Raw genomic sequence first — 19,290 nt, 5'->3', positions numbered from 1 at the left:
TGCGGCCGGTCAGCGCTGGCCGCGGTTGGCCAGCTCGGTCAGGTACAGGCGGGTATCGAACTCCAGCTGCAGGTACTCCGGCTCCATGTGCTGGCACAGCTGGTAGAAGGCCTTGTTGTGATCGGCTTCCTTCAGGTGGGCCAGTTCATGCACCACGATCATGCGCAGGAACGCCGCTGGTGCCTGGCGGAACACGGTGGCGATGCGGATCTCGCGGCTGGCCCTGAGGCGGCCGCCGTGCACGCGGGAGATGGCGGTATGGGTGCCCAGCGCATGCTTGATCACTTCCAGCGTGTTGTCGTAGCAGACCTTGTTGAGCGGCACCGACTTGCGCAGGTAGCGGTCCTTCAGCTCCTGCGTGTAGTCGTACAGCTGGCGGTCGCTGCGCACCTCGTGCGGATCGGGATAGCGCTGCTGCAGCCAGGGGCCGAGCTTGCCCTGCGCCAGTAGTTCACTGACCTGGGCGACCAGGGGTTCGGGATAGCCGGTGAGGTACTTCAGGACTGCCATGCAGGGGCGGCGGGGCGTCGGTAGAATGGGGCATCCAAGATTACACGCGGTACGCATCGACCATGGCAAAGCCCAACGCGCTGCAGGAACAATTGCTCAAGGCCGGCCTGGCCAAGAAGTCGCAGGCCAGCGCTGCCGCGAGCGCGCAGGCCAAGGCCCGGCAGGGCAAGGCCGAATCGACCTCGGCCGATGTCCAGCGCGAGGCTGAACGGGCCCGCGCCGAGAAGGTCGAGCGCGACCGCGCACTGGCCGCCGAGCGCAATGCCCAGGCCAGGCAGGCTGAACAGAAGGCCCAGGCCCGGCAGATCATCACGGCCCATGCCGTGCCTCACAAGGGCGACGACGAGTACCGCTTCAGCGATGGCGCGGCGATCCGCACCCTGCTGATCGACCCCAAGCTGCGCAAGGCGCTGTCGGTGGGCGTGCTGGTCATCGTTGCCCACGGCGAGGGCTACGCCCTGCTGCCGCGCGCCGCTGCCGAAAAAGTGCGTGAACGCGCCCCGGAGGCGATCATCGTCGACCACGGCCAGCCGGGCTCGACCGCCGAGATCTCCACCGGCAATGCCGAGGACGACGCCTACTACGCGCAGTTCCAGGTGCCGGACGACCTGGTCTGGTAAGCCAAAAAGGGGACGGAGGGGATTAAGTCGCAAATGGCCTGCTCCGGCCCGTCTGCCTTCTGCTCAGCTTGCTGAAGGCCTGCCGGTCATGGCTCGGCGCTACCGTTTGCTGCGCGGTGTATCGTCCCCATATCAGGCGACACACCTGCGGAGGATGGCCATGGCCACCGGTTGGGCGGGAGACGGCGCGGTCCAAGACCAGATCGACGCCACCGTCGACGATGCGATCGCCCGCGCGCGGCGCCAGCTGCGCGAGGGGCCTGGTCTGGAACATTGTGAGGAATGCGACGCGCCGATCCCGTTGGCGCGGCGCCAGGCCGTGCCCGGGGTACGGCTGTGCGTGGCGTGCCAGCAGGCGCATGACGACGAAGCGCAGGCGCATGCCGGCTACAACCGGCGTGGCAGCAAGGACAGCCAGTTGAGGTAAAGGTTGTTCGGCAGGGCTTGCAGCTCTGCACCTGCCGAAGCCTTCAAGCCAAGGCAACTTCAACGTCAAAAGCGGGCATTCCGCAGGTAGGCGGGACGGTGTGGGTAGGCAGGACACGCCGTAAACCCTTCCATGGGGGCTCGATGGCGCCATCCATGGCGCCAACGGTCCTGCCTACCCACACCGTCCCGCCTCTGACAGATTTCCGCGGCTGTAGGTAGGCGTCGACTTTGGTCGACACATCTGTCAGATATCGAATGAGTCATCCACGCATGGCGTGGATCTACCGTGTCGACCCAGGTCGACACCCACCAGGGCAATGCGTCGTTCCGACAGCTCGCGGAAATCTGTCGAAGGCGGTGTGGGTCCGGTTGAGGGGGCGTGAGCCGCATGGGCCCGAGGCATGCCTCGGGCGGGTTGGGCAGGACGCCCAACCCCGGTCTTGCGTGTGCGCAGGAACGCGCACACGAGCAAGCGGCGACCGAGCTTACATGGGTGAGGGCGCTTTGCTTGCGAAGCACTGCTTCGCAAGCGCCCGAACGCACAGCCGCCAGCGGCTGGGCCGGGCCCCGGAGGGGGGACTTGCAGCGTCTCCCTCAACCGGACCCACCCAGCCATCCCGCAGGAAGCCAGCTTTTGCCGTTGCTTCGGCTGTTGCTGTTGCTCCAGCTCGTAGCAGGTGCAGGGCGCAGCCCTGCCGAAAACCACCCTCAGCCGTCGCCCTGGATGCCGCCGGGGGCCTGCGCCGGGTCGCGCCAGCGGCGCACCGTGCGCTGGAAGAACAGGTTGTTCGGCAGCTGCAGCACCGTGCCCTCGTGGCCGTCGCCGGTTTCCTGCAGCGTGGTGTAGATCAGGTTCACGTCGATCACCCGGCCCTTCAGGCCCGGCTTCTCGCCGTTTTCCAGCACCTCGATGTAGTCGTGCAGGCGGAACGGGCGGGTGGTGAAGATCAGCAGCGTGCAGAAGATGTTGGACAGCACGCTCCACGCCGCGAAGAAGGCCACCGCGCCCACGGCTGCAAAGCCGGTGAACGCGGTCCACAGCACCGACGGCTTCGCGCCGAGCAGGCTGAGGATGTACAGCAGGGCACTGAAATAGACCACGAAACTGGTGATCCGGCGCGCGCCCATCACCATTTCCGGCGGCAGCGTGTAGTGCTCGGCGAAGCGGCGGATCAGGCGACGGGCGAGCACGCGCAGGAGCCATGCGACCAGCAGCACCAGTACGATCTGCAGCGCGACGCCGGCGTAGTTCAACCACGGGTGGGTCCAGGCGGGCAGGTGATCCTTCAGCGACAACATCATGGGGCGAAAACAGGCGGCGGGAACGGCCCCTGATGTTACCCGGCGCGTGCGGGGGATTCGACCGCCGGGTTCCAGGCCACGCACACCAGTTCCTGGCGGTGCTGCTGCAGGCAGGCGCGGCCATTGTCGGGACGCAGCTGCAGTGACAGGCCCAGCGCCTGCAGCAGGACACAGGCGGTGATCACCAGCAGGGCGGCGCAGGATGGGCTGGACATGGCAGGACTCCTGGACGGCAATTTCGCGAAGGACCTTTCATGGATGCAGCAGCCACCCAAAAGGTTGCATGCCATCGATCATCGATCGGCTCTAAACCTTTTCCCGGGTCGCCGCATCCAAGCGATATGCTCGACACCACCATGCCCGCGCCGCCTGCCGCCAACGACGCCGTCGATGAACCCGCCCTGGTGCGGGCGGCGGCCGCCGGTGACACCGCTGCCTATGAACTGCTGTACCGGCGCCACGCGCCCCGTGTATTCGCTGTGCTGTGGCGGTTGTGTGGCGGCCAGCAGGCACGCGCCGAGGACGCGCTGCAGGAAGCGTTCCTGCAGGCGTGGAAGGCGCTGCCGGGCTTCCGTTTCGAGAGCAGCCTGTCGACCTGGCTGCACCGGCTGGGCGTCAACGCGGCACTGATGGAGCTGCGTGGACGTGCGGGCGGGCAGGATCACGACAGCCTCGACGAAGTGGACGGAGGGTTGCAGGAGCTGGCAGTGCACGATCGTTGCGCCGGCACCGAACGCGACCTCGAACGGGCACTGTCGACACTGCCGCCACGGGCACGTGCGGTACTGGTACTGCACGACATCGAAGGCTGGAAACACCAGGAAATCGCCGAACAGCTGCAGATGGCCGTCGGCAGTTCCAAGGCACAGTTGCATCGTGCGCGCGGCCTGTTGCGCGCACGGCTGGGAGACATGACATGAGTACACACGACCACGATTCCGACCACGATCTGCTGGCCCGGCTGCGCGCGCTGCCGACCGAACGCGGCGTACCCACCGATGGCTGGGCACGCCTGTCGGCGCAGCTGCCGCCGCGTGAACCGCAGGCGGCACCTGCGCCGGGCGACAACGTGGTGGCCCTGCCAGCGCGCTCGCGGCGTCGCTGGTGGCTGCCGGTCGGTGCGGCATTGGCGGCCAGCCTGGCGCTCTACGCGGTGGCACCGTGGCGGCATGCGCAGCCGGAGGTGCCGGTACCTTCAGCGCTGCAGCTGCAGGCGGCGGCGATGACCGAGCAGTACCAGCAGGCCGTCGCTTCGCTGCCCGATGGACGGGCGCCGGAATGGCAGCCGGCGCTGCACGAACTGGATGAAAGCGCAGCGCAGATCCGTGCCGCCTTGGCGCAGGACCCGCGTGCGCCGCACCTGCTTGGCCAGCTCAAGCGCACCTACGCGCTGCGGCTGGAACTGACCCGGCAGGCGGCCTATGCCGCCGAGTCCGGCTTGACGACCTGAGGAGACCCCCATGACCCGAACCCTGATTTCCTGCTGTGTCGCGCTGCTGCTGGCCCCTGCCGTGGCGCTGGCCGACACCCGCATCGACGAGCGCCACACCCTGGCCGCGGGCGGTCGCATCGAGCTGAGCAATGTGGCCGGCAAGGTGACCGTGCGTGGCTGGGACCGCAATGACGTGCAGCTCACCGGCACGCTCAGCGACGGCCTGCAGCTGCGTCAGGAGAAAAGTGCCAACCGTGTGCGCTGGGAGATCGAATACCCGCGCCGCAGCAGCAATGGTGGCGCGACGCTGGTACTGAACGTGCCGCGCTCGGTGGAGCTGCTGCTGAGCACGGTCAGCGCCAGCCAGGACATCAGTGGCATCGATGTGCGACGGCTGCAGGCCGACACGGTCAGCGGCAGCCTGAGCGCGGCTGGCCGCAGTGGCGACAGCAAGCTCAACACGGTCAGTGGCAGCGTCAGCGCACGCCTGCAGACGCCGAAGCTGGACGTGAACACGGTCAGTGGCCGGATCGAGGCCGGCGGCGGCGTGTCCGGTGATATCGGTGCGCAGACGGTGTCCGGTCGGGTCGAGGTGGATGCCGGGCGCGTGCAGCGGCTGGCGGTGGAGACCGTCTCGGGCAGCATCGATCTGGCAGCGGCCGGGTTGGCTCCCGGCGGCCGCATCAACGTCGAATCGGTCAGTGCCTCGGTCACGCTGAGCCTGCCGCGCACGGTGTCGGCACAGCTGTCGGTGAACAGCTTCAGCGGATCGATCAACAGCGATGCCGGGCAGGTGGAGCGGCCGCGCTATGGGCCGGGCAGCCACCTCGATACGCGTCTGGGCGGCGGTGATGGTGACATCCGCATCCAGTCGCATTCGGGCAGTGTGCGGGTACGCCTGGACCGCTGAACGCGATCCGGCAGGCCGCGGCGGCAGCGCCGCCGCGGTCGATACTGGGTCAGCTGGCTTTCTTCAGTGCCCAGGTGGTGCCGAGGACTTCGATCTTGCCACCGGCCTTGCGGAACGCTGCCAGGTCCGAAGCGATCGAATCGCTGCTGACCACTGTGCTGGCGGCCGCGCCCTTGCGTTCGCTGCGGATGCTGTTGCTGGCCTTCGCGGGGGTCTTTGCCTTGCGGGGCATGGTTGCTCCTGTCAGGTGGAAGGGGAGGAAAGCGCCCAGGCATCGGCCTGGCGCAGGTAGTCCTGCCGCTCGCGGCGGCAGTCATCGCCGCCCATCGAAAACTGGCGGCAGATCGCCGGGCGCTGCGAATAGATCGTGCAGCGCAGGTGATAGGGATCGATCGCCGCGCACCAGCCTTCCTCGTTGCGCGCCATCACGGCACGGCCGTGGGTGTCGCGTGACAGGAACTGGCCGGGCACGTGGTCGCCGGGCTGCAGCAGCACGGGCAGCCGGCAACAGACCGCGTCACAACGGCGGCAGTCGATGGGTGCAGGTGCTGCGTCAGGTTGTAAGGCCACAGGGGCCTGGCGGGTGCCCAAAGCGGGTCTCGATGGCGGCTCAGGTGCTGCGCGGACCATGAACGAGCCAGGAAGGCATGGCCGCTAGGCCCGCGGGGCGGGCCAGGCTGCACTGTGGACACACACCGGCGTGGCCGGCGGAAGGTGCAGCGTGGTTCTAGCCGACCAAGAGTAACTTAGACCGCGTAACGTTTTGTTAATCCTGGCTGGCTGCCGCCAGCGCAAGGCCCTGGACCACGCCCAGCGAGGGCTCGCCGTGGACCATGCGGGCCCCCGGGAAGGCCTCGGCCACGGCCTGGCGCAGGTAGCCGGCACGGGACATGCCACCGGTCAGGAACACCGCGTCCGGGTCGCCGCCGATGTCGCTGCGGACCTGGGCCAGCAGTTCGCGGATCTGCTCCAGGTAGCCATGGGCGGCGGCGGCCAGGCCGTCGGCGCTGCTGTCGGCATGCAGGTCGCGGGCGATGTAGTCCAGCGTGCTGCGGTGTTCGCTGGCGGCGCTGAGGGCAATCTTGGCGCGTTCGACATCGCGGTACAGGCGGGCGGTGTTGCCGGTGTCCTGCAGGGCCTGCAGGCGCGCGCCCCACGGTTCGTCGACGTGGTCGTATTTGTGCTGGCGGAAGTCGCGCTGGCGCGTCATGTCCTGCACGGTGGCGGCTTCCACGTAGTGGTGGGCGGGCACGCGGGTGATGCCGCGGCCGAACAGCGGCATGTAGCTGGACAGGCTCAGCGCCAGATCGATGTCGGTACCGCCACGGGCGATACCCCAGGCGCGGTGGATGCGCGGCGCAGCATCGCCACCAACTTCGGCGTGGGCGATATCGGTGGTACCGCCGCCGATGTCAACGATCACCGCCTGGTGCCGCTCGCGGCTTTCGGCGTGGTAATGCATGGCCGCCGCGGCCGGTTCCTCGAGGAAATCGATCTGGTCGAAACCGGCCTGGGTGGCGGCTTCGCGCAGGATGTCCAGTGCCTGATCGTTGCCGGCCGCGCCGATCGAGCTGCGGAACTGCACCGGGCGGCCGAGCAGGGCGGCACGCAGCGGCTGGCCAAGCTGGGCGCTGGCGGTCAGGCGGATGTGCTCGAGGATGTGCGCGGCGATGCCGGTGATGGTCTGCTTCGCGCGCGGGTGCAGGTTGTAGCCCAGCATCGACTTCGGGCTCTGCACCAGGTTGCCTTCGTGTTCCTCGAAATAGGCTTCCAGCGCGTCGTCGCCGTAGACCGCGTTCTGCAGCAGGTCGCTGGCGCTGCGCTCCTTGCCGGCGCGGGCTTCCATCCATTCCCGGCGCAGTGCGCGCAGGGCTTCGCGGCGCAGCGCCTGCGGCGTGCGTTCCTGGCCGGCGGCGCGGGCCGCGCGCGCGGCGCTGTCGATCATCTGCTGCAGCTCGTGTTCCTGGCCGGCGTCGAGCTGGAAGTCGTCCGGGTCGGGCACCACGCCAGGGAAGTACACGCTGGTGCGGAACTGCTCGGCGTCGCCGAAGCGGATCGGCAGCAGTTTCCCCTCATGCACGATGGCGGCGGCGGAGTTGCTGGTACCGAAGTCGATGCCGAGGCGCATGGGGAGTTCCGGGGGGCGATCAGGGGCCGCGCACTCTGCTGCAGTTCGTCGCCGACTGCAAGTTCCTGCGGCCTTCTGTTCTGGGTGGGGGTTCCGGATCGGGTCATGCGAGCCGCCGGGCGCTGGCCGGAAAAGGGCAGGGAGCCAGGCGGTTACAATGGCGGCTGTTGATTCACTTTGAGGTACTTGCTGATGTCTTCTGCCCCCGCCTGCCCGCAGTGCACCCTGGAAAACACCTACGCCGATGGTGCGCTGTGGATCTGCGCCGACTGCGGTTTCGAATGGACCGCCGAGGAAAGCGCCGGTTCCACCCTGGTCGTGCGTGACAGCAACGGCAACACCCTGCAGGCCGGCGACACCGTCACCGTGATCAAGGACCTGAAGGTCAAGGGCTCCTCGATCCCGCTCAAGCAGGGCACCGTGATCCGCAACATCCGCCTGGTCGAGGATGACGCCGAGCACATCGAAGGCAACTCGGACAAGATCAAGGGCCTGGTCCTGAAGACCTGCTTCCTCAAGAAGGCCTGATCGCCTTCAGCGCTTGGCCTGCTGCTGCGCGCGCCAGCGGGCCAGGCTGTCCAGCTTGGCCTGGTAGCGCGCCTGCTCCGGCGCGCCCCCCAGTTCCTGTGCACGCAGCAGTTCGCGATCGGCGCGCTTGAGCTGGCCAGCCAGGAAATAGACGCGTGCCAGCCCGAAGTGGAACTGATGCGCGGTGTCATACAGGCGCACGGCCTGCCGGTAATAGCGGATCGCCTGGTCCAGCTGGCCGGCACGTTCGGCCTTGGCGCCGAACATGTACTGCGCGAACGGGTCTTCGCGCTGCACCGACTTCAACCGGCGCTCAAGTGACTGTGCCTGCGCGGTCAAGCCCAGGCTGCGGAACAGCGCGGAGGCATTGGTCAGTGCGGCATCCTGGCGGCCTTCCAGCTGCAGCGATCGGTCCAGCGCCTGCCGCGCCGCCTCGTTGTTGCCTTCGCGGTGGTCGAGCACGCCGAGGTTGTTCCACACCGGAGCGAACCCGCTGTCCTGAGCCAGGGACGCGTCGAAGAATGCACGCGCGCCGACGAAATCACCGTCGGCGAGGCGCTCCGCACCCCGGTTGTTGTAGAAGTGCGCCAACGCCCGCGCACGGCTGACGGGAACCGGGCCGCGGCGGTCATAGAGCACATTGCGGTCCAGATCGACGGTACCGAAACGCCCACCGACGTCGACACCGGCGTTGACGTGGCCGACGCTGTAGACCACGCCCGCGTCCTGGTCCTGGTACCAGGACACCACCTGCCCGACTTCCTGCACGCGGGCCTGGATGCCAGCCTCCCGCGCAAGCGTCACGAACAGCAGGGTGAAGGCCAGGCAGTTGGCGCGGCGGTGCTGCCAGATATCGCTGACGGTGTAGGTCGCATTGGCGTCGTACTGCAGGTCCAGCCCGTGCTGGTCGAAGATCATCTCCACGAGCGCCTGCAGCCGCTGGTCGCGGGAGTAGCTGCGCTGGATCACCTGCTTCTGGAGCATCGCACGCAGGTCCGCGGGAATGGCGAACACTTCTTCCGGGGTCGGCACACGTGCGGCCGACACGGTGATGGTCGGGGTCGTCACCACATCGGCGGGCGGTGCCTGGCCTGCGCCGAAGGCAGGAGCACAGAAGGCCAGCAGCGAAAGAGTGAGGCAATGGGCGGCAGAACGGTACATGACGGTTCCCGGCAGCGGCGGGCGCTCCCGCCTGTGGCGAGTGTATGCCCATGGATGTCCGGCTGCAGCGACCGTTGGTCGGCGCCGCGTTCATCCACAACCGGTGTGGACCAGCGCTCGACAAAGCTGTGGACAACTGGCTCCGGGCCCCGCCCGGCAAGCGTTGTGAGTGCGTGGTGAAAAAACCGCCAGCTTGCCCGGCGCCGGCGCAGGCGGGATGATCCGGTCATGGACTTCTCACCGCTGACGCTTGCCCCGGCGCAGTGGCAGGCGCTGCAGGACAGCTATGCAACGCCGCCACGGGCCTACCACCACTTCGGCCATGTGCGCGCGGTGCTGCAGCATTGCCAGGATGTCGCCGACGGCCCCGGCTGGAAGCAGCCGGCCGAGATCTATCTGGCCGTGCTCTATCACGATGCGATCTACCAGGCGGGGCGCAAGGACAACGAGGCGCGTTCGGCGCAGCTGGCTCTGCAGGCGATCACACAGGCGCCAGAGCTTGCCACTGTCGACGCCGCTCGCGTGGAGCAATTGATCCTGCTGACCGCCCGCCACGGCGCGCTTGGTCCGGAGGATGTGGATGCCGAGGCGGCGCTGTTCCTGGACTGCGACATGGCGATCCTGGCCGCGCCGGAACCGGTGTTCGCTGCCTATGACCGTGGCGTGGCCGAAGAATACAAAGGGGTGGTGCCGGGCTTCCTGTACCGTGCCGGCCGTCGCCGCTTCCTGCAGGGCCTGCTGCGCGCTCCGCGGATCTTCCTCAGCGAGTTCTTCCACCAGCGCCTGGACGCGGCCGCCCGTGACAACCTGCGACGTCAGCTGGGCGTTTGAGCCGGCCCGGTACACTGGTGACCTGTTTCCAATGATTGCCGTTTCCGACCGTGTCCGTCCCTGATCCCGATCCCCGCCCGCTGCCACCGGAAGAACCCGGCCCCAACGAATGCTGCGGCAGTGGTTGCCCACTGTGTGTGCTGGACCTGTATTCCGATGAGCTGCAGCGCTACCGCAAGGCGCTGGCCGAGTGGAAGACGCGGCATCCAGAGGCCGCACCATGAGCCGTGCACGCCCGGCGGCCGTGCTGGCGCTGGTGGCACTGGTGCTGTTCGTGACCACCGCGCTGTGGACCCAGGTTGCGCGCAGTGATCTGGACTGGGTGCGGGCGACCTTGAGCCTGTACCTGCACGGGCCGTGGGGGCTGGCATTGCGCGCTGCCTACTGCCTGCTGGCGCTGGCCATTGCGGCGCTTGGCATTGCGCTGTATCGCGGCAGCATCGGCCCGCGGCGCAGTGCCGCCGCACCATTGCTGTTCACGGTTTCCGCGCTGGGCCTGGCGACGGTCGCCATCGGCGACAGCTGGCTGCCTGAAGCAACACCGCTGCTGGCACCGTTCATCCATGGGCTGGCAGCCAACACGGCGTTCCTGTGTGCCAGCGTCGGCATGCTGCTGCAGGCCTGGTATCTGCGCCGCGAACCGGGTTGGCAGTCCGCTGCGGGCCTGCTCTGGGGCTGGGCATGGCTGGCCTTTGTGCTGCTGTGGCTGCATGTGCTGTGGCGTGGTGGTCCACCGCGTGGGCTGGGACAGAAAGTGGTGATCGCGGTGATCGTTGGCTGGCTGCTGTATCTGGCGATGGCCCTGTACCGTCGCAGCCGTCGGGCCGCAGCCCACTGAATCCCCAACGGCCTGCGCCGGTACGTGCCGTGCACGCGGCGGCGGCGTATCGTGTGCGCATTCCATCGGGGATGCGATATGAAGCGTGCAGGGCTGGGCAGGGCAATGGGTGTGGTACTGGCGCTGGCCGCGCTGCCGGCAACGGCGGCCGTGACCCCGCAGCAGTTCAGCCATGGGCGGTTCGAGCAGATTCCGGTGCACATGCCATCCGGCACGCCGCAACGGGTGGTGATCTGGTTCCACGAACCCACGGCCGGTGGTGACACCAGCCGCCTGCCGATCGAGGCCCTGCGTGCCGATGGCGCGCTGGTCGCGGCAGTGGACATTGCGCACCTGCGCGGTGTGCTCAAGCGCGAGGGGGACCCGACCTGTTCGTTCGGTTCCGGTGACGTCGAGAATTTCTCACGTTGGCTGCAGGCCTCGCTGCATCTGCCCGGCTACCACCTGCCGCTGGTCGGCGGTGATGGCGAAGGTGCCGAGATGGCCTATTCGCTGGCAGCGCAGGCCGATACCCAGGTGTTCGCCGGTGTACTGACCACCGGCTTCTGCCCGGACCACAACCACCAGCGCATGGTCTGCGGCGATGGTGTGAAGCACGACAGGCTGCAGCCGGCCGAACTGAATTTTCCGTGGTTGAGCGCGGCCGGTGACCGCGGCTGCAAGGTCGGCCAGGCCAGCGCGTTCGTGCAGCAGGTCGCGATGGCACGCGAGTTCAAGCGCACCGCGCGCGGTGATGCGTCACCGGGCCTGGTGGCTGCGGCACGGGTGATCGGCGCGCAGGCCGGCGTCAGCCTGGCACCGCCGCCTGCTGCACTGAAGGGCCTGCCCGTGGTGGAAATGCCGGCGACCGGCAGCGGCGATACGCTGGCGGTGTTCGTCTCCGGTGACGGTGGCTGGGCTGGCCTGGACAAGAACGTGGCGTCGTCACTCAACGAGCATGGCGTGGCGGTCGTCGGCATCGATTCGCTGCGCTACTTCTGGAGCGAGCGCACACCGAAGGGCTTTGCGGGCGACCTGCAGAAGATCATCGACCACTACCGCCAGCAATGGCACCGCGACAAGGTGATGTTGATCGGTTTCTCGCAGGGCGCCGACGTGCTGCCGGCCACCATCAACCAGCTCGACGTCGGCACCCGTGAGGCGCTGGAGCGCATCGTGCTGCTGTCGGTGGGCAGGAAGGCCGACTTCGAATTCCATGTCAGCAACTGGCTGGGCGGTGGCGGTGACGGCCTGCCGATTGCACCGGAAGTGGCCAGGCTGCCGGCGGAAAAAACGCTGTGCGTGTACGGCGACAAGGATGAGGACGCGCTGTGCCCGGATCTGCCGGCCAATGACGGCGTGAGGAAGGTGAAGCTGCCGGGCGATCACCATTTCGGTGGCGATTACGACCGCCTCGCCGAAGTGATCCTGAAGGGCGGGGTGTAGCGTTTGGTAGACGCCGACCTTGGTCGGCGCCGGGGCTGAAGGTGCCGTGGAATGAGCGTGTCGACCAAGGTCGACACCTACCGGGTGGCAGGTAGCGCCGGGCCATGCCCGGCGGATCGCGGCTTCAATTCCGCCGCGGATCCAGCGAGATCAGGCGCGTGGCATCCAGCAGCGCGGCCGGCAGATGCATGCCGCCGGGCGCGGCGAGATAGCGCGGCCGCCACTGCGGATCGAACTTCGATTTGAAGCGGCGCAGGCCACTGAATCCGTAGAAGCGTTCGCCGTGCCGCGCCAGCAGGCCGGCCAGTCGGTTCCAGCGACCGGCCAGCCGATGCTGTGCCAGCCCGGACAACGGTGCCATGCCCAGCGAGAAACGCGCATAGCGCTGCGCGCGGCCCCACAGGAACAGTTCGATGAAGAGGAAGTCCATCGTGCCCTTCGGTGCTTCGTTGACGTGGCGCATCAGGTCGACCGACAGCTCGGCGCCGGCCGGTGCCTGCCACAGGTTGGCGAACGCCACGATCTGGCCCTCGGCCTCGACCAGCGCCACCGGGAAGCGCACCAGGTAATCCGGGTCGTAGCTGCCCAGCGAGAAGCCCTTCTCATCGCCGGCCTTGTCTTCCAGCCATGCATTGGAAATTGCGTGCAGGCGCGGCAGCAGGCTGGGAATTTCCTCCACCGGTGCCACGCGGAAGGTCAGGCCACCGCGCTTGCCCCGGTTCCAGGCTTGGCGCAAATCGGCGCGTTCGCGGCCTTCCAGGCCGAAGTCATGCAGCGGCACCATCGCTTCCTCGCCCAGCTTGACCAGGCCCAGGCCCAGGTCGAGGTAGGTCTGCCAGTAGGTCTCGCCCACCTGGTAGAACACCGGGCGCAGGCCCAGCCGGTCGGCTTCCTCCCGGAAGCGCCAGATCAACGCGCGCGCCACGTCAGGCGGGCCGACTGGATCGCCCATCGCGATCAGCGAACCGCCGTAGCGCTGCATCATCACGAAGCCCTGTTTCGCGTCATCGCGCAGCACCGCCTTGTCGGCGGTCAGTACCAGGCAGGCCTGGGTATCGGTGGCACCGGCCAGTACCGGCGCCAGGGACTGCAGCGTGGCTTCGTCGGCGGGTTGCAGCGGGCTGCGCGTGCTGTGCAGCAACCGCGCCAGGCCGAACATCACCAGCGCGATGGCCACCACCAGCAACGCACGCAGCGCGCGCGGCGCGTTGCCGGACACCGCGAACTGCCACCACAGCTCGTTCTGGTACTCGACGTGGCTGTAAGTGAAGAACAGCAGCCAGGTGACCGCGACCAGCACCAGGCCGAGGTTGCGCAGCCACGGCCACGACCAGGCTTCATCCAGCAGTGCGCCCTGGCGGTAGAACTCGCGGCGCGCGGCCCACAGCGCCATCGCCGCCAGCACTGCGGAAACTGCGATCAGCCATTGGCCACCACGCAGCCACAACGGCAACGGGGTGACCACGCACACCACCATCGCCAGCATCCACGCCGCATGGCTGCGCCGGGCCAGGCCCTGGCCGATCAGCAGCAGCGCGACCCCGCTGAGGCTGCCGATCAGGTGCGAGGTTTCCAGGATCGGCAGCGAGGCGTTGACCAGGTGACGGCGCGGCGTCGGCAGCGTGCCGTCGATGACCAGCGCGGCGCCGATGCTGAACACCGCCAGCGCGATGATCTGCGGCAGCCACGGGCGCAGCGCGTTCCAGCCGGCACGCGTTGCTCCGGCGCTGGCCTGCAGCGGCTGCCGCAGGGCAGGCGCAAGGGCGAGCAGGGTGGCCAGCACCAGCGGCAGCACGTAGTAGGTGACGCGATAGATCAGCGCCGCCGCCAGCACCGCTGCCGGTGCCACCTGCGGCAACAGCTTCAGCAGGCTCCACTCGAACACACCCAGGCCCGCGGGCACGGTGGAGACCAGGCCGGCCAGCACTGCCACCAGGTAGAGCCCGACGAAGCCTGGCAGGCCGGTGGGCGTGGAGTCCGGCAGCAGCACGTAGAACGCGGCACTGGCCAGCACCAGTTCGATCACGCTGAGCACGGTGACACCGATCATGGTGCGGCGGTCGGGCAGCCACAAGGCATGACCGAACACACGGAACTGCCGTCCATCGCGGCCGACCAGCAGCACCGTGGCGAGGTAGGCGAGCAACGCGACGATGCCGACGATACGTACCGCATTGGGATCCAGCGGCAGTGCCAAGGCTGCGGCAGCCGGTTCCATGCACAGCGCCACACTGATCAGCAGCCATGCACCGAACACGAAGCCGAGCGTGCTCATCAGCACCACCTGGCCGATCTGCGCCAGGTCCAGGCCGGCGCTGCGGTAGCCACGCAGGCGCACCGCGCCGCCGGTCAACGCGGCAAAACCCACGGTCTGACCCAGCGTGTGCGCAAGGAAGGCGGTGATGCCGACGCGCGCGGGGTGCACGCGGATGCCGCTGCGACGCAGGCCGATGGCATCGAAACCGATCAGGCAGGCGTAACTGGCCAGGCCGAGTACCACGGTGAGCGCGATCTGCGTGCCGCTGAGCTGCCGGAACGCCTGGCGGATGGCGCGATAGCCGTGCTCGTCGAACTCGTTGGCCAGGCCGTGCAGGGCCAGGGCGAGGATCAGCAGGGGGATGACGATGGTGGCAACCCGCTTCCAGGTTGGCGTGGAAGAGGCAGTGGTGGAATCGACGGGGGCGGTCATCGGCGCAAGGGTGCGGCAGGAGGGGCGAGGGCGGTGTCAACGCGGGCGTGGCGCATCGTGCGCCTGTCATCGTCATTTGACCAGTGGGACCGTCGGAGTCCGGTAGTGACGTGTCGCGGAGGATGCCCGTGCACCCACCGTCGACCGGTTTGGAGGACAATGCAGGCCTGATCAACCGCAGGAGCCACGCCCATGATGGAGCGTTACGACGTCGGACCGCGCATGTCCGAAATGACCGTATACAACAAGGTCGCCTATCTCTCCGGCCAGATTCCGGAAGACACCAGCCAGGACATCACCGGCCAGACCCGGCAGGTGCTGGCAGAAATCGACAAGCTGCTGGCGTTGGTCGCCAGTGACCGCCAGCACGTGCTGCGCGCCGAGGTGTTCCTGGCCGACATGGCCGACTTCGACGGCATGAACAAGGCGTGGGATGAGTGGGTGGTCGAGGGTGCGACCCCGGCGCGTGCCACGGTCGAGGCCAAGCTGGCCCACGCTGACTGGAAGGTCGAGATCGTAGTGACGGCGGCGGTACCGTAACGGCAGGCAAGGTCAGGTCCCACCAGTGGAGGGTAGAGTCGACGGTTAGTCGACTATCGCGCGCAGCGCGGGGTTTTGCGCCGCCGGAACGAAGAGCAGTCGACCAACAGTCGACTCTACCCCGCCGCTCCACTGCCGGTTGGTCTGGTGGCTACGTTGGCACCAGCTCGATGCAATCCACCGGGCACGGTGGAATGCACAGCTCGCAACCGGTGCACAGATCGGCAATGACCGTGTGCATGTACTTGGCGCCACCGACGATGGCATCCACCGGGCAGGCCTGGATGCACTTGGTGCAGCCGATGCAGTCGGCTTCCACGATCAATGCCACCTGCGGCGCCTTGTGCTCGCCGCGCGAACGATCAAACGGAATGGTGGGTACGTCCAGTACCTGCGCCAGTGCGCGCGCGCCAGCGTCGCCGCCCGGCGGGCAGCGGTCCACGCCTGCCTCGCCGCGCGCCATGGCCTGCGCGTACGGGCGGCAGCCGTCGTAGCCGCATTGCCCGCATTGGGTCTGCGGCAGCAGGCGGTCGAGGCGTTCGGTCAGGGGAGGAATCAGGCTCATGCGTGGCGAAGGCTGCGCGTTGGGGTTACTTCAAGGGCTTGCCACGGAACCAGCGCTCGTGGGCCAGCGCCAGCATCGGCTTGTCTTCGGAACTGTCACCGTAGGCATGGATGCGCACGTAGCGTGACAGATCGAACTGGCGACGGATGTGCTCGACCTTGCGCGGGCCACAGTCACCACCGGCATAGCGACCTGTGAGACGGCCGTCCTGGCTCTCCAGCCGGTTGCAGATCAACTGCAGGCCCAGTTGTTCGCACCACGGCCGCAGATACAGGTCCAGCGAGCCGGACACGATCACCACGGTGTGCTGCTGTTCCTTGTGCCAGCGGATCTGCTCCAGCATTTCCGGGCGCACCACGTCGGGCAGGAACTCACGCGAGAAGCCGGCGGCCAGCGTGGCGATGTCATCGCTGTGGCGGTCACTGAACGTCAGGCGGGTGACGCGTGCGCGGATGCGTTCGGCCGAGATCAGCTTGAGCTTGTATGCGGCCAGCCACGGGCCGACCTTCCACCACGCCTGCGCCAGCTGTTCGGCGGTGGCCACGCGGCGCAGGAAACGGCCATAGGTATCGCAGGTGGTCACGGTGTGGTCGAAGTCGAACAGCGCCAGTTCCATTCCGTTGCTTCCCATCGCGTTGCCTCCGGTGGCCAGTGCAGTCGGCGGGCGCGGCCGTGGCCACGCCCGCTGCAGGCATCAGCGGACCGGCATGCCCGGCTGCGCACCGCTGTCGGCGTCCAGCAGCGCCAGCGCGCCGCCGTCGAATCCGGCCGACAGGATCATGCCTTCGCTCAGGCCGAAACGCATCTTGCGCGGGGCCAGGTTGGCGATGAACACCACACTGCGGCCGACCAGCTTCTCCGGCTCGCCGTAGCTGGCGCGGATGCCGGAGAAGATCTGGCGCTTGCCCAGCTCGCCGGCGTCCAGTTCAAAGCGCAGCAGCTTGTCAGAACCTTCCACGAACTCGCAGACCAGCACCTTGCCGATGCGCAGGTCGAGCTTGGCGAAATCGTCGATGCCGATGTAGGCCGGAGCATCGGCACCCTTGGCTTCGTCCTTGGCCGGTGCCGGTGCGGCCGGCTTGGCGGCGTCGGTCCTGGCGGCGGGGGCGGCAGCGGCGGCCGGCTGCAGGGTGTCCTTGGAGGCGTCGATCATGGCGTCAATCTTCTTCGGGTCGATACGGGTGAACAGCGGGGTGTACTCGGTGATGCGATGGCCCAGCAGCGGCTGCGCCAGTTCGGTCCAGTCGGTCACCGGCGCGGCCAGGAAGGCCTCGGCCTGCGCAGCGGTGGCCGGCAGCACCGGCTTCAGTGCGGTGACCAGCACGCGGAACAGGTTCAGGCCCTGGCTGCACACCGCCTGCAGCTGCGCGTCGGCGCCATCCTGCTTGGCGATCACCCACGGCTTGACGTCGTCGATGTAGCGGTTGGCTTCGTCGGCCAGGGTCATGGTCAGGCGGATCGCCGCGGCCGGATCGTTGCGCTCGTAGGCTTCACGGATCGGCGCCAGGCCGTCGACGAAGCGCTGGTACTGCGCCGCATCGGGCAGCTGTGCGGCCAGCTGGCCGTCGAAACGCTTGCTGATGAAGCCGGCGCAGCGGCTGGCCAGGTTGACGAACTTGCCGACCAGGTCGGCGTTGACGCGGGCGATGAAGTCACCCAGGTTCAGGTCGAGATCGTCGACGCCACCGCCGGACTTGGCGGCGTAGTAGTAGCGCAGCGCTTCCGGCTCCAGGCCGGCGTCGAGGAAGGTACGCGCCATCACGAAGGTGCCGCGCGATTTGCTCATCTTGGCGCCGTCTACGGTCAGGTAGCCGTTGACGTGCAGGCGGGTTGGCGCGCGGTGGCCGGTGCCATGCAGCACCGCCGGCCAGAACAGGCCGTGGAAGTTGACGATGTCCTTGCCGATGAAGTGGTGCAGCTCGGTGGCGGTGCCGGCGCGCAGATGCGCTTCGAAGTCTTCGCCGAGCTTGCCGCACAGGGTCTGGAAGCTGGACAGGTAGCCGATCGGCGCATCCAGCCAGACGTAGAAGTACTTGCCCGGCTGGCCCGGAATCTGGAAACCGAAGTACGGTGCGTCGCGCGAGATGTCCCACGCGCGCAGGCCACCTTCGGCATTGAGCCACTCACCCAGCTTGGCCTTCACGCCCGGCAGGGCGACATCGCCGGCCAGCCATTCGCGCAGGAATGCATCGAAGTGGCCCACCTCGAAGAAGAAGTGCTCCGAATCGCGCATTTCCGGCGTGGCACCGGAGATGACCGAACGCGGCTCCTTCAGGTCGGTCGGCGCATAGGTGGCGCCGCAGACTTCGCAGTTGTCGCCGTACTGGTCGGGGCTGCCGCAGTTCGGACAGATGCCCTTGACGTAGCGGTCGGGCAGGAACATGCCCTTGGCCGGGTCGTAGAACTGCGCCACCGAGCGGCGGCTGATGTGGCCGGCCGCTTCCAGCTTCAGGTAGAACTGCTCGGTCAGCGCCTTGTTGGCCGCCGAATTGGTCGAGTCGTAGTGATCGAAGGCCACGCCGAAGGCGGCGAAGTCACGTTCGTGACTGGCCTGGATGTTGGCGATGAAGGTTTCCGGGGTGACCCCGGCCTTCTCCGCGGCCAGCATGATCGGCGTGCCGTGGGTGTCGTCGGCGCAGACGAACCAGGCCTTGCCGCCACTCATTCGCCGCGCACGCACCCAGATGTCGGCCTGGATGTAGCCGACCAGGTGGCCCAGATGCAGCGGGCCGTTGGCGTAGGGCAGGGCGGTGGTGACGAGCGCGGTACGGGTCATGGTCGCGGGGTGAAGCCGAGGGGAACCGCAGAGTATCGCATGCCCGCAACGACGTGACCCGGCCGAAGCCGGGTCACGGGGATGAAGCGGGGCCTGGGGGCTTATTCGCGCTGCCAGGTCTGCGCGCGGCAGATGAAGGCAATGCAGCCGGACACGTCCAGCTTGGTGCCGCCGGGCTGCAGTTCCATCTTCGACTTGTAGGTCTTGCCGTTGGCCGGGTCGAGGATGGTGCCGCCGGACCACTTGTTGGCGCCGTCGGCCTTCAGGTTCCAGAGAATGGTCATGCCCTTCACCGGCTTGTTCTTGTTGGCGCCTTCACAGCCGTCGCAGACCGGGTTCGGGCCCTTGTCCGAGTGCAGGATGTCGACCACCTTGCCGGTCAGCGTGCCGTTGGCGGCCTGGCTGATCTCGACGATCGACTTCACCTTGCCGGTTTTGTCGTCGATGGTCTTCCAGCGGCCGGCGGCGCCGTCGGCGGCCTGTGCCGACAGGGCGGCCAGGCACAGCGGCAGTGCCAGCAGCAGGGTCTTGAAGGTGTTGCGCATGGTCCCCTCCCAGGGTTCATTCCGGCACGCTGCCGGCATGGGTCGACTGTATACCCATTCG

Annotated in this window: 23 protein-coding genes; 11 read left to right on the top strand and 12 right to left on the bottom strand. The window is 67.7% G+C overall.

What is annotated here, in order from left to right; translation table 11 throughout:
* Positions 1-9 precede the first annotated feature (9 nt).
* Positions 10-510, bottom strand: a complete 501-nt coding sequence (locus ACZK3W_RS16265) for a M48 family metallopeptidase (RefSeq protein WP_049421271.1) — start codon at positions 508-510, stop codon at positions 10-12.
* Between the two features lie 62 nt (positions 511-572).
* Between ACZK3W_RS16265 and ACZK3W_RS16260 the strand changes: the two genes are divergently transcribed.
* Together ACZK3W_RS16260 and ACZK3W_RS16255 are read left to right on the top strand one after the other, a co-directional pair.
* Positions 573-1,130, top strand: a complete 558-nt coding sequence (locus ACZK3W_RS16260; protein WP_032129357.1) for a DUF2058 domain-containing protein — start codon at positions 573-575, stop codon at positions 1,128-1,130.
* Positions 1,131-1,290: 160 nt separating this feature from the next.
* Positions 1,291-1,557, top strand: coding sequence for a DksA/TraR family C4-type zinc finger protein (locus ACZK3W_RS16255; RefSeq protein ID WP_032129365.1), 267 nt, complete (start codon positions 1,291-1,293; stop codon positions 1,555-1,557).
* 710 nt (positions 1,558-2,267) lie between these two features.
* Here ACZK3W_RS16255 and ACZK3W_RS16250 read toward each other — a convergent pair.
* A complete protein-coding gene (locus ACZK3W_RS16250) occupies positions 2,268-2,861 on the bottom strand; it encodes a mechanosensitive ion channel family protein (RefSeq protein ID WP_080291803.1) in 594 nt (197 codons plus the stop codon).
* A gap of 35 nt (positions 2,862-2,896) precedes the next feature.
* Positions 2,897-3,076: a hypothetical protein gene (locus tag ACZK3W_RS16245; protein ID WP_049398314.1), complete on the bottom strand. Its 180-nt coding sequence runs from the start codon at positions 3,074-3,076 to the stop codon at positions 2,897-2,899.
* Between the two features lie 126 nt (positions 3,077-3,202).
* Here ACZK3W_RS16245 and ACZK3W_RS16240 point away from each other — a divergent pair, with 126 nt between their 5' ends.
* The 3 genes from ACZK3W_RS16240 to ACZK3W_RS16230 are packed head-to-tail and all read left to right on the top strand — an operon-like array spanning position 3,203 to position 5,203.
* Positions 3,203-3,781: an RNA polymerase sigma factor gene (locus ACZK3W_RS16240; protein ID WP_032129359.1), complete on the top strand. Its 579-nt coding sequence runs from the start codon at positions 3,203-3,205 to the stop codon at positions 3,779-3,781.
* On the top strand, positions 3,778-4,311 hold the full coding sequence (locus tag ACZK3W_RS16235) for a hypothetical protein (protein WP_032129360.1): 534 nt from the start codon (positions 3,778-3,780) through the stop codon (positions 4,309-4,311). Before ACZK3W_RS16240 ends, ACZK3W_RS16235 begins: the two co-directional genes overlap by 4 nt.
* Positions 4,312-4,321: 10 nt before the next feature.
* Positions 4,322-5,203, top strand: coding sequence for a DUF4097 family beta strand repeat-containing protein (locus ACZK3W_RS16230; RefSeq protein WP_032129361.1), 882 nt, complete (start codon positions 4,322-4,324; stop codon positions 5,201-5,203).
* Between the two features lie 49 nt (positions 5,204-5,252).
* On the opposite strand, the gene ACZK3W_RS16225 is transcribed toward ACZK3W_RS16230, so the two are convergent.
* From ACZK3W_RS16225 to ACZK3W_RS16215, 3 genes are all read right to left on the bottom strand, one after another.
* A complete protein-coding gene (locus tag ACZK3W_RS16225; RefSeq protein WP_005410566.1) occupies positions 5,253-5,435 on the bottom strand; it encodes a hypothetical protein in 183 nt (60 codons plus the stop codon).
* Between the two features lie 11 nt (positions 5,436-5,446).
* Positions 5,447-5,698, bottom strand: coding sequence for a YkgJ family cysteine cluster protein (locus tag ACZK3W_RS16220; protein ID WP_005410565.1), 252 nt, complete (start codon positions 5,696-5,698; stop codon positions 5,447-5,449).
* Between the two features lie 271 nt (positions 5,699-5,969).
* Positions 5,970-7,331 carry an Hsp70 family protein gene (locus ACZK3W_RS16215; RefSeq protein WP_032129362.1) on the bottom strand — a complete coding sequence of 454 codons (1,362 nt, stop codon included), beginning with the start codon at positions 7,329-7,331 and terminating at the stop codon, positions 5,970-5,972.
* Positions 7,332-7,523: 192 nt separating this feature from the next.
* Here ACZK3W_RS16215 and ACZK3W_RS16210 point away from each other — a divergent pair, with 192 nt between their 5' ends.
* A complete protein-coding gene (locus ACZK3W_RS16210) occupies positions 7,524-7,859 on the top strand; it encodes a zinc ribbon domain-containing protein YjdM (RefSeq protein ID WP_010482882.1) in 336 nt (111 codons plus the stop codon).
* Between the two features lie 6 nt (positions 7,860-7,865).
* Here the strand turns inward: ACZK3W_RS16210 and ACZK3W_RS16205 are convergent, their stop codons facing one another.
* Entirely contained in the window at positions 7,866-9,020 is a 1,155-nt protein-coding gene (locus ACZK3W_RS16205; RefSeq protein ID WP_032129363.1) for a tetratricopeptide repeat protein, read from the bottom strand.
* A gap of 228 nt (positions 9,021-9,248) precedes the next feature.
* Between ACZK3W_RS16205 and ACZK3W_RS16200 the strand changes: the two genes are divergently transcribed.
* From ACZK3W_RS16200 to ACZK3W_RS16185, 4 genes are all read left to right on the top strand, one after another.
* Positions 9,249-9,851 carry an HD domain-containing protein gene (locus ACZK3W_RS16200; RefSeq protein WP_049421037.1) on the top strand — a complete coding sequence of 201 codons (603 nt, stop codon included), beginning with the start codon at positions 9,249-9,251 and terminating at the stop codon, positions 9,849-9,851.
* Positions 9,852-9,901: 50 nt separating this feature from the next.
* Positions 9,902-10,075, top strand: a complete 174-nt coding sequence (locus ACZK3W_RS16195) for an oxidoreductase-like domain-containing protein (protein WP_049398321.1) — start codon at positions 9,902-9,904, stop codon at positions 10,073-10,075.
* Positions 10,072-10,689, top strand: coding sequence for a DUF998 domain-containing protein (locus ACZK3W_RS16190; protein ID WP_197616002.1), 618 nt, complete (start codon positions 10,072-10,074; stop codon positions 10,687-10,689). The genes ACZK3W_RS16195 and ACZK3W_RS16190 overlap by 4 nt, the downstream gene beginning before the upstream one ends.
* A gap of 78 nt (positions 10,690-10,767) precedes the next feature.
* The gene (locus ACZK3W_RS16185; protein ID WP_275943022.1) at positions 10,768-12,114 is read left to right on the top strand and encodes a virulence factor family protein; all 1,347 of its coding nucleotides are present in this window, start codon (positions 10,768-10,770) and stop codon (positions 12,112-12,114) included.
* A 124-nt stretch (positions 12,115-12,238) separates the two neighbouring features.
* On the opposite strand, the gene mprF is transcribed toward ACZK3W_RS16185, so the two are convergent.
* The gene (gene mprF / locus ACZK3W_RS16180) at positions 12,239-14,803 is read right to left on the bottom strand and encodes a bifunctional lysylphosphatidylglycerol flippase/synthetase MprF (RefSeq protein WP_197616003.1); all 2,565 of its coding nucleotides are present in this window, start codon (positions 14,801-14,803) and stop codon (positions 12,239-12,241) included.
* A 192-nt stretch (positions 14,804-14,995) separates the two neighbouring features.
* On the opposite strand from mprF, the gene ACZK3W_RS16175 reads away from it, so the two are divergent.
* Positions 14,996-15,343, top strand: coding sequence for a RidA family protein (locus ACZK3W_RS16175; RefSeq protein ID WP_005410556.1), 348 nt, complete (start codon positions 14,996-14,998; stop codon positions 15,341-15,343).
* Between the two features lie 151 nt (positions 15,344-15,494).
* On the opposite strand, the gene rnfB is transcribed toward ACZK3W_RS16175, so the two are convergent.
* The 4 genes from rnfB to ACZK3W_RS16155 form a co-directional block, all read right to left on the bottom strand.
* Positions 15,495-15,908: an Rnf electron transport complex subunit RnfB gene (rnfB, locus tag ACZK3W_RS16170; protein ID WP_121504596.1), complete on the bottom strand. Its 414-nt coding sequence runs from the start codon at positions 15,906-15,908 to the stop codon at positions 15,495-15,497.
* Between the two features lie 25 nt (positions 15,909-15,933).
* Entirely contained in the window at positions 15,934-16,524 is a 591-nt protein-coding gene (locus tag ACZK3W_RS16165; protein WP_049463206.1) for an HAD family hydrolase, read from the bottom strand.
* Between the two features lie 78 nt (positions 16,525-16,602).
* Positions 16,603-18,684, bottom strand: coding sequence for a methionine--tRNA ligase (gene metG, locus ACZK3W_RS16160; protein ID WP_197616004.1), 2,082 nt, complete (start codon positions 18,682-18,684; stop codon positions 16,603-16,605).
* Between the two features lie 101 nt (positions 18,685-18,785).
* Entirely contained in the window at positions 18,786-19,229 is a 444-nt protein-coding gene (locus ACZK3W_RS16155) for a DUF2147 domain-containing protein (protein WP_032130402.1), read from the bottom strand.
* Positions 19,230-19,290 lie beyond the last annotated feature (61 nt).

The organism is Stenotrophomonas sp. 80084_Sma (genome assembly GCF_056481995.1).
Note: the sequence above shows the minus strand (reverse complement) of the source record. Positions and strands in the feature narration are given on the sequence as shown.

Coding starts and splice junctions, on each gene's coding strand:
- ACZK3W_RS16265 (WP_049421271.1), bottom strand. CDS start 510: ATGGCAGTCCTGAAGTACCTCACCGGCTATCCCGAACCCCTGGTCGCC.
- ACZK3W_RS16260 (WP_032129357.1), top strand. CDS start 573: ATGGCAAAGCCCAACGCGCTGCAGGAACAATTGCTCAAGGCCGGCCTG.
- ACZK3W_RS16255 (WP_032129365.1), top strand. CDS start 1,291: ATGGCCACCGGTTGGGCGGGAGACGGCGCGGTCCAAGACCAGATCGAC.
- ACZK3W_RS16250 (WP_080291803.1), bottom strand. CDS start 2,861: ATGATGTTGTCGCTGAAGGATCACCTGCCCGCCTGGACCCACCCGTGG.
- ACZK3W_RS16245 (WP_049398314.1), bottom strand. CDS start 3,076: ATGTCCAGCCCATCCTGCGCCGCCCTGCTGGTGATCACCGCCTGTGTC.
- ACZK3W_RS16240 (WP_032129359.1), top strand. CDS start 3,203: ATGCTCGACACCACCATGCCCGCGCCGCCTGCCGCCAACGACGCCGTC.
- ACZK3W_RS16235 (WP_032129360.1), top strand. CDS start 3,778: ATGAGTACACACGACCACGATTCCGACCACGATCTGCTGGCCCGGCTG.
- ACZK3W_RS16230 (WP_032129361.1), top strand. CDS start 4,322: ATGACCCGAACCCTGATTTCCTGCTGTGTCGCGCTGCTGCTGGCCCCT.
- ACZK3W_RS16225 (WP_005410566.1), bottom strand. CDS start 5,435: ATGCCCCGCAAGGCAAAGACCCCCGCGAAGGCCAGCAACAGCATCCGC.
- ACZK3W_RS16215 (WP_032129362.1), bottom strand. CDS start 7,331: ATGCGCCTCGGCATCGACTTCGGTACCAGCAACTCCGCCGCCGCCATC.
- ACZK3W_RS16210 (WP_010482882.1), top strand. CDS start 7,524: ATGTCTTCTGCCCCCGCCTGCCCGCAGTGCACCCTGGAAAACACCTAC.
- ACZK3W_RS16205 (WP_032129363.1), bottom strand. CDS start 9,020: ATGTACCGTTCTGCCGCCCATTGCCTCACTCTTTCGCTGCTGGCCTTC.
- ACZK3W_RS16200 (WP_049421037.1), top strand. CDS start 9,249: ATGGACTTCTCACCGCTGACGCTTGCCCCGGCGCAGTGGCAGGCGCTG.
- ACZK3W_RS16190 (WP_197616002.1), top strand. CDS start 10,072: ATGAGCCGTGCACGCCCGGCGGCCGTGCTGGCGCTGGTGGCACTGGTG.
- ACZK3W_RS16185 (WP_275943022.1), top strand. CDS start 10,768: ATGAAGCGTGCAGGGCTGGGCAGGGCAATGGGTGTGGTACTGGCGCTG.
- mprF (WP_197616003.1), bottom strand. CDS start 14,803: ATGACCGCCCCCGTCGATTCCACCACTGCCTCTTCCACGCCAACCTGG.
- ACZK3W_RS16175 (WP_005410556.1), top strand. CDS start 14,996: ATGATGGAGCGTTACGACGTCGGACCGCGCATGTCCGAAATGACCGTA.
- rnfB (WP_121504596.1), bottom strand. CDS start 15,908: ATGAGCCTGATTCCTCCCCTGACCGAACGCCTCGACCGCCTGCTGCCG.
- ACZK3W_RS16165 (WP_049463206.1), bottom strand. CDS start 16,524: ATGGAACTGGCGCTGTTCGACTTCGACCACACCGTGACCACCTGCGAT.
- metG (WP_197616004.1), bottom strand. CDS start 18,684: ATGACCCGTACCGCGCTCGTCACCACCGCCCTGCCCTACGCCAACGGC.
- ACZK3W_RS16155 (WP_032130402.1), bottom strand. CDS start 19,229: ATGCGCAACACCTTCAAGACCCTGCTGCTGGCACTGCCGCTGTGCCTG.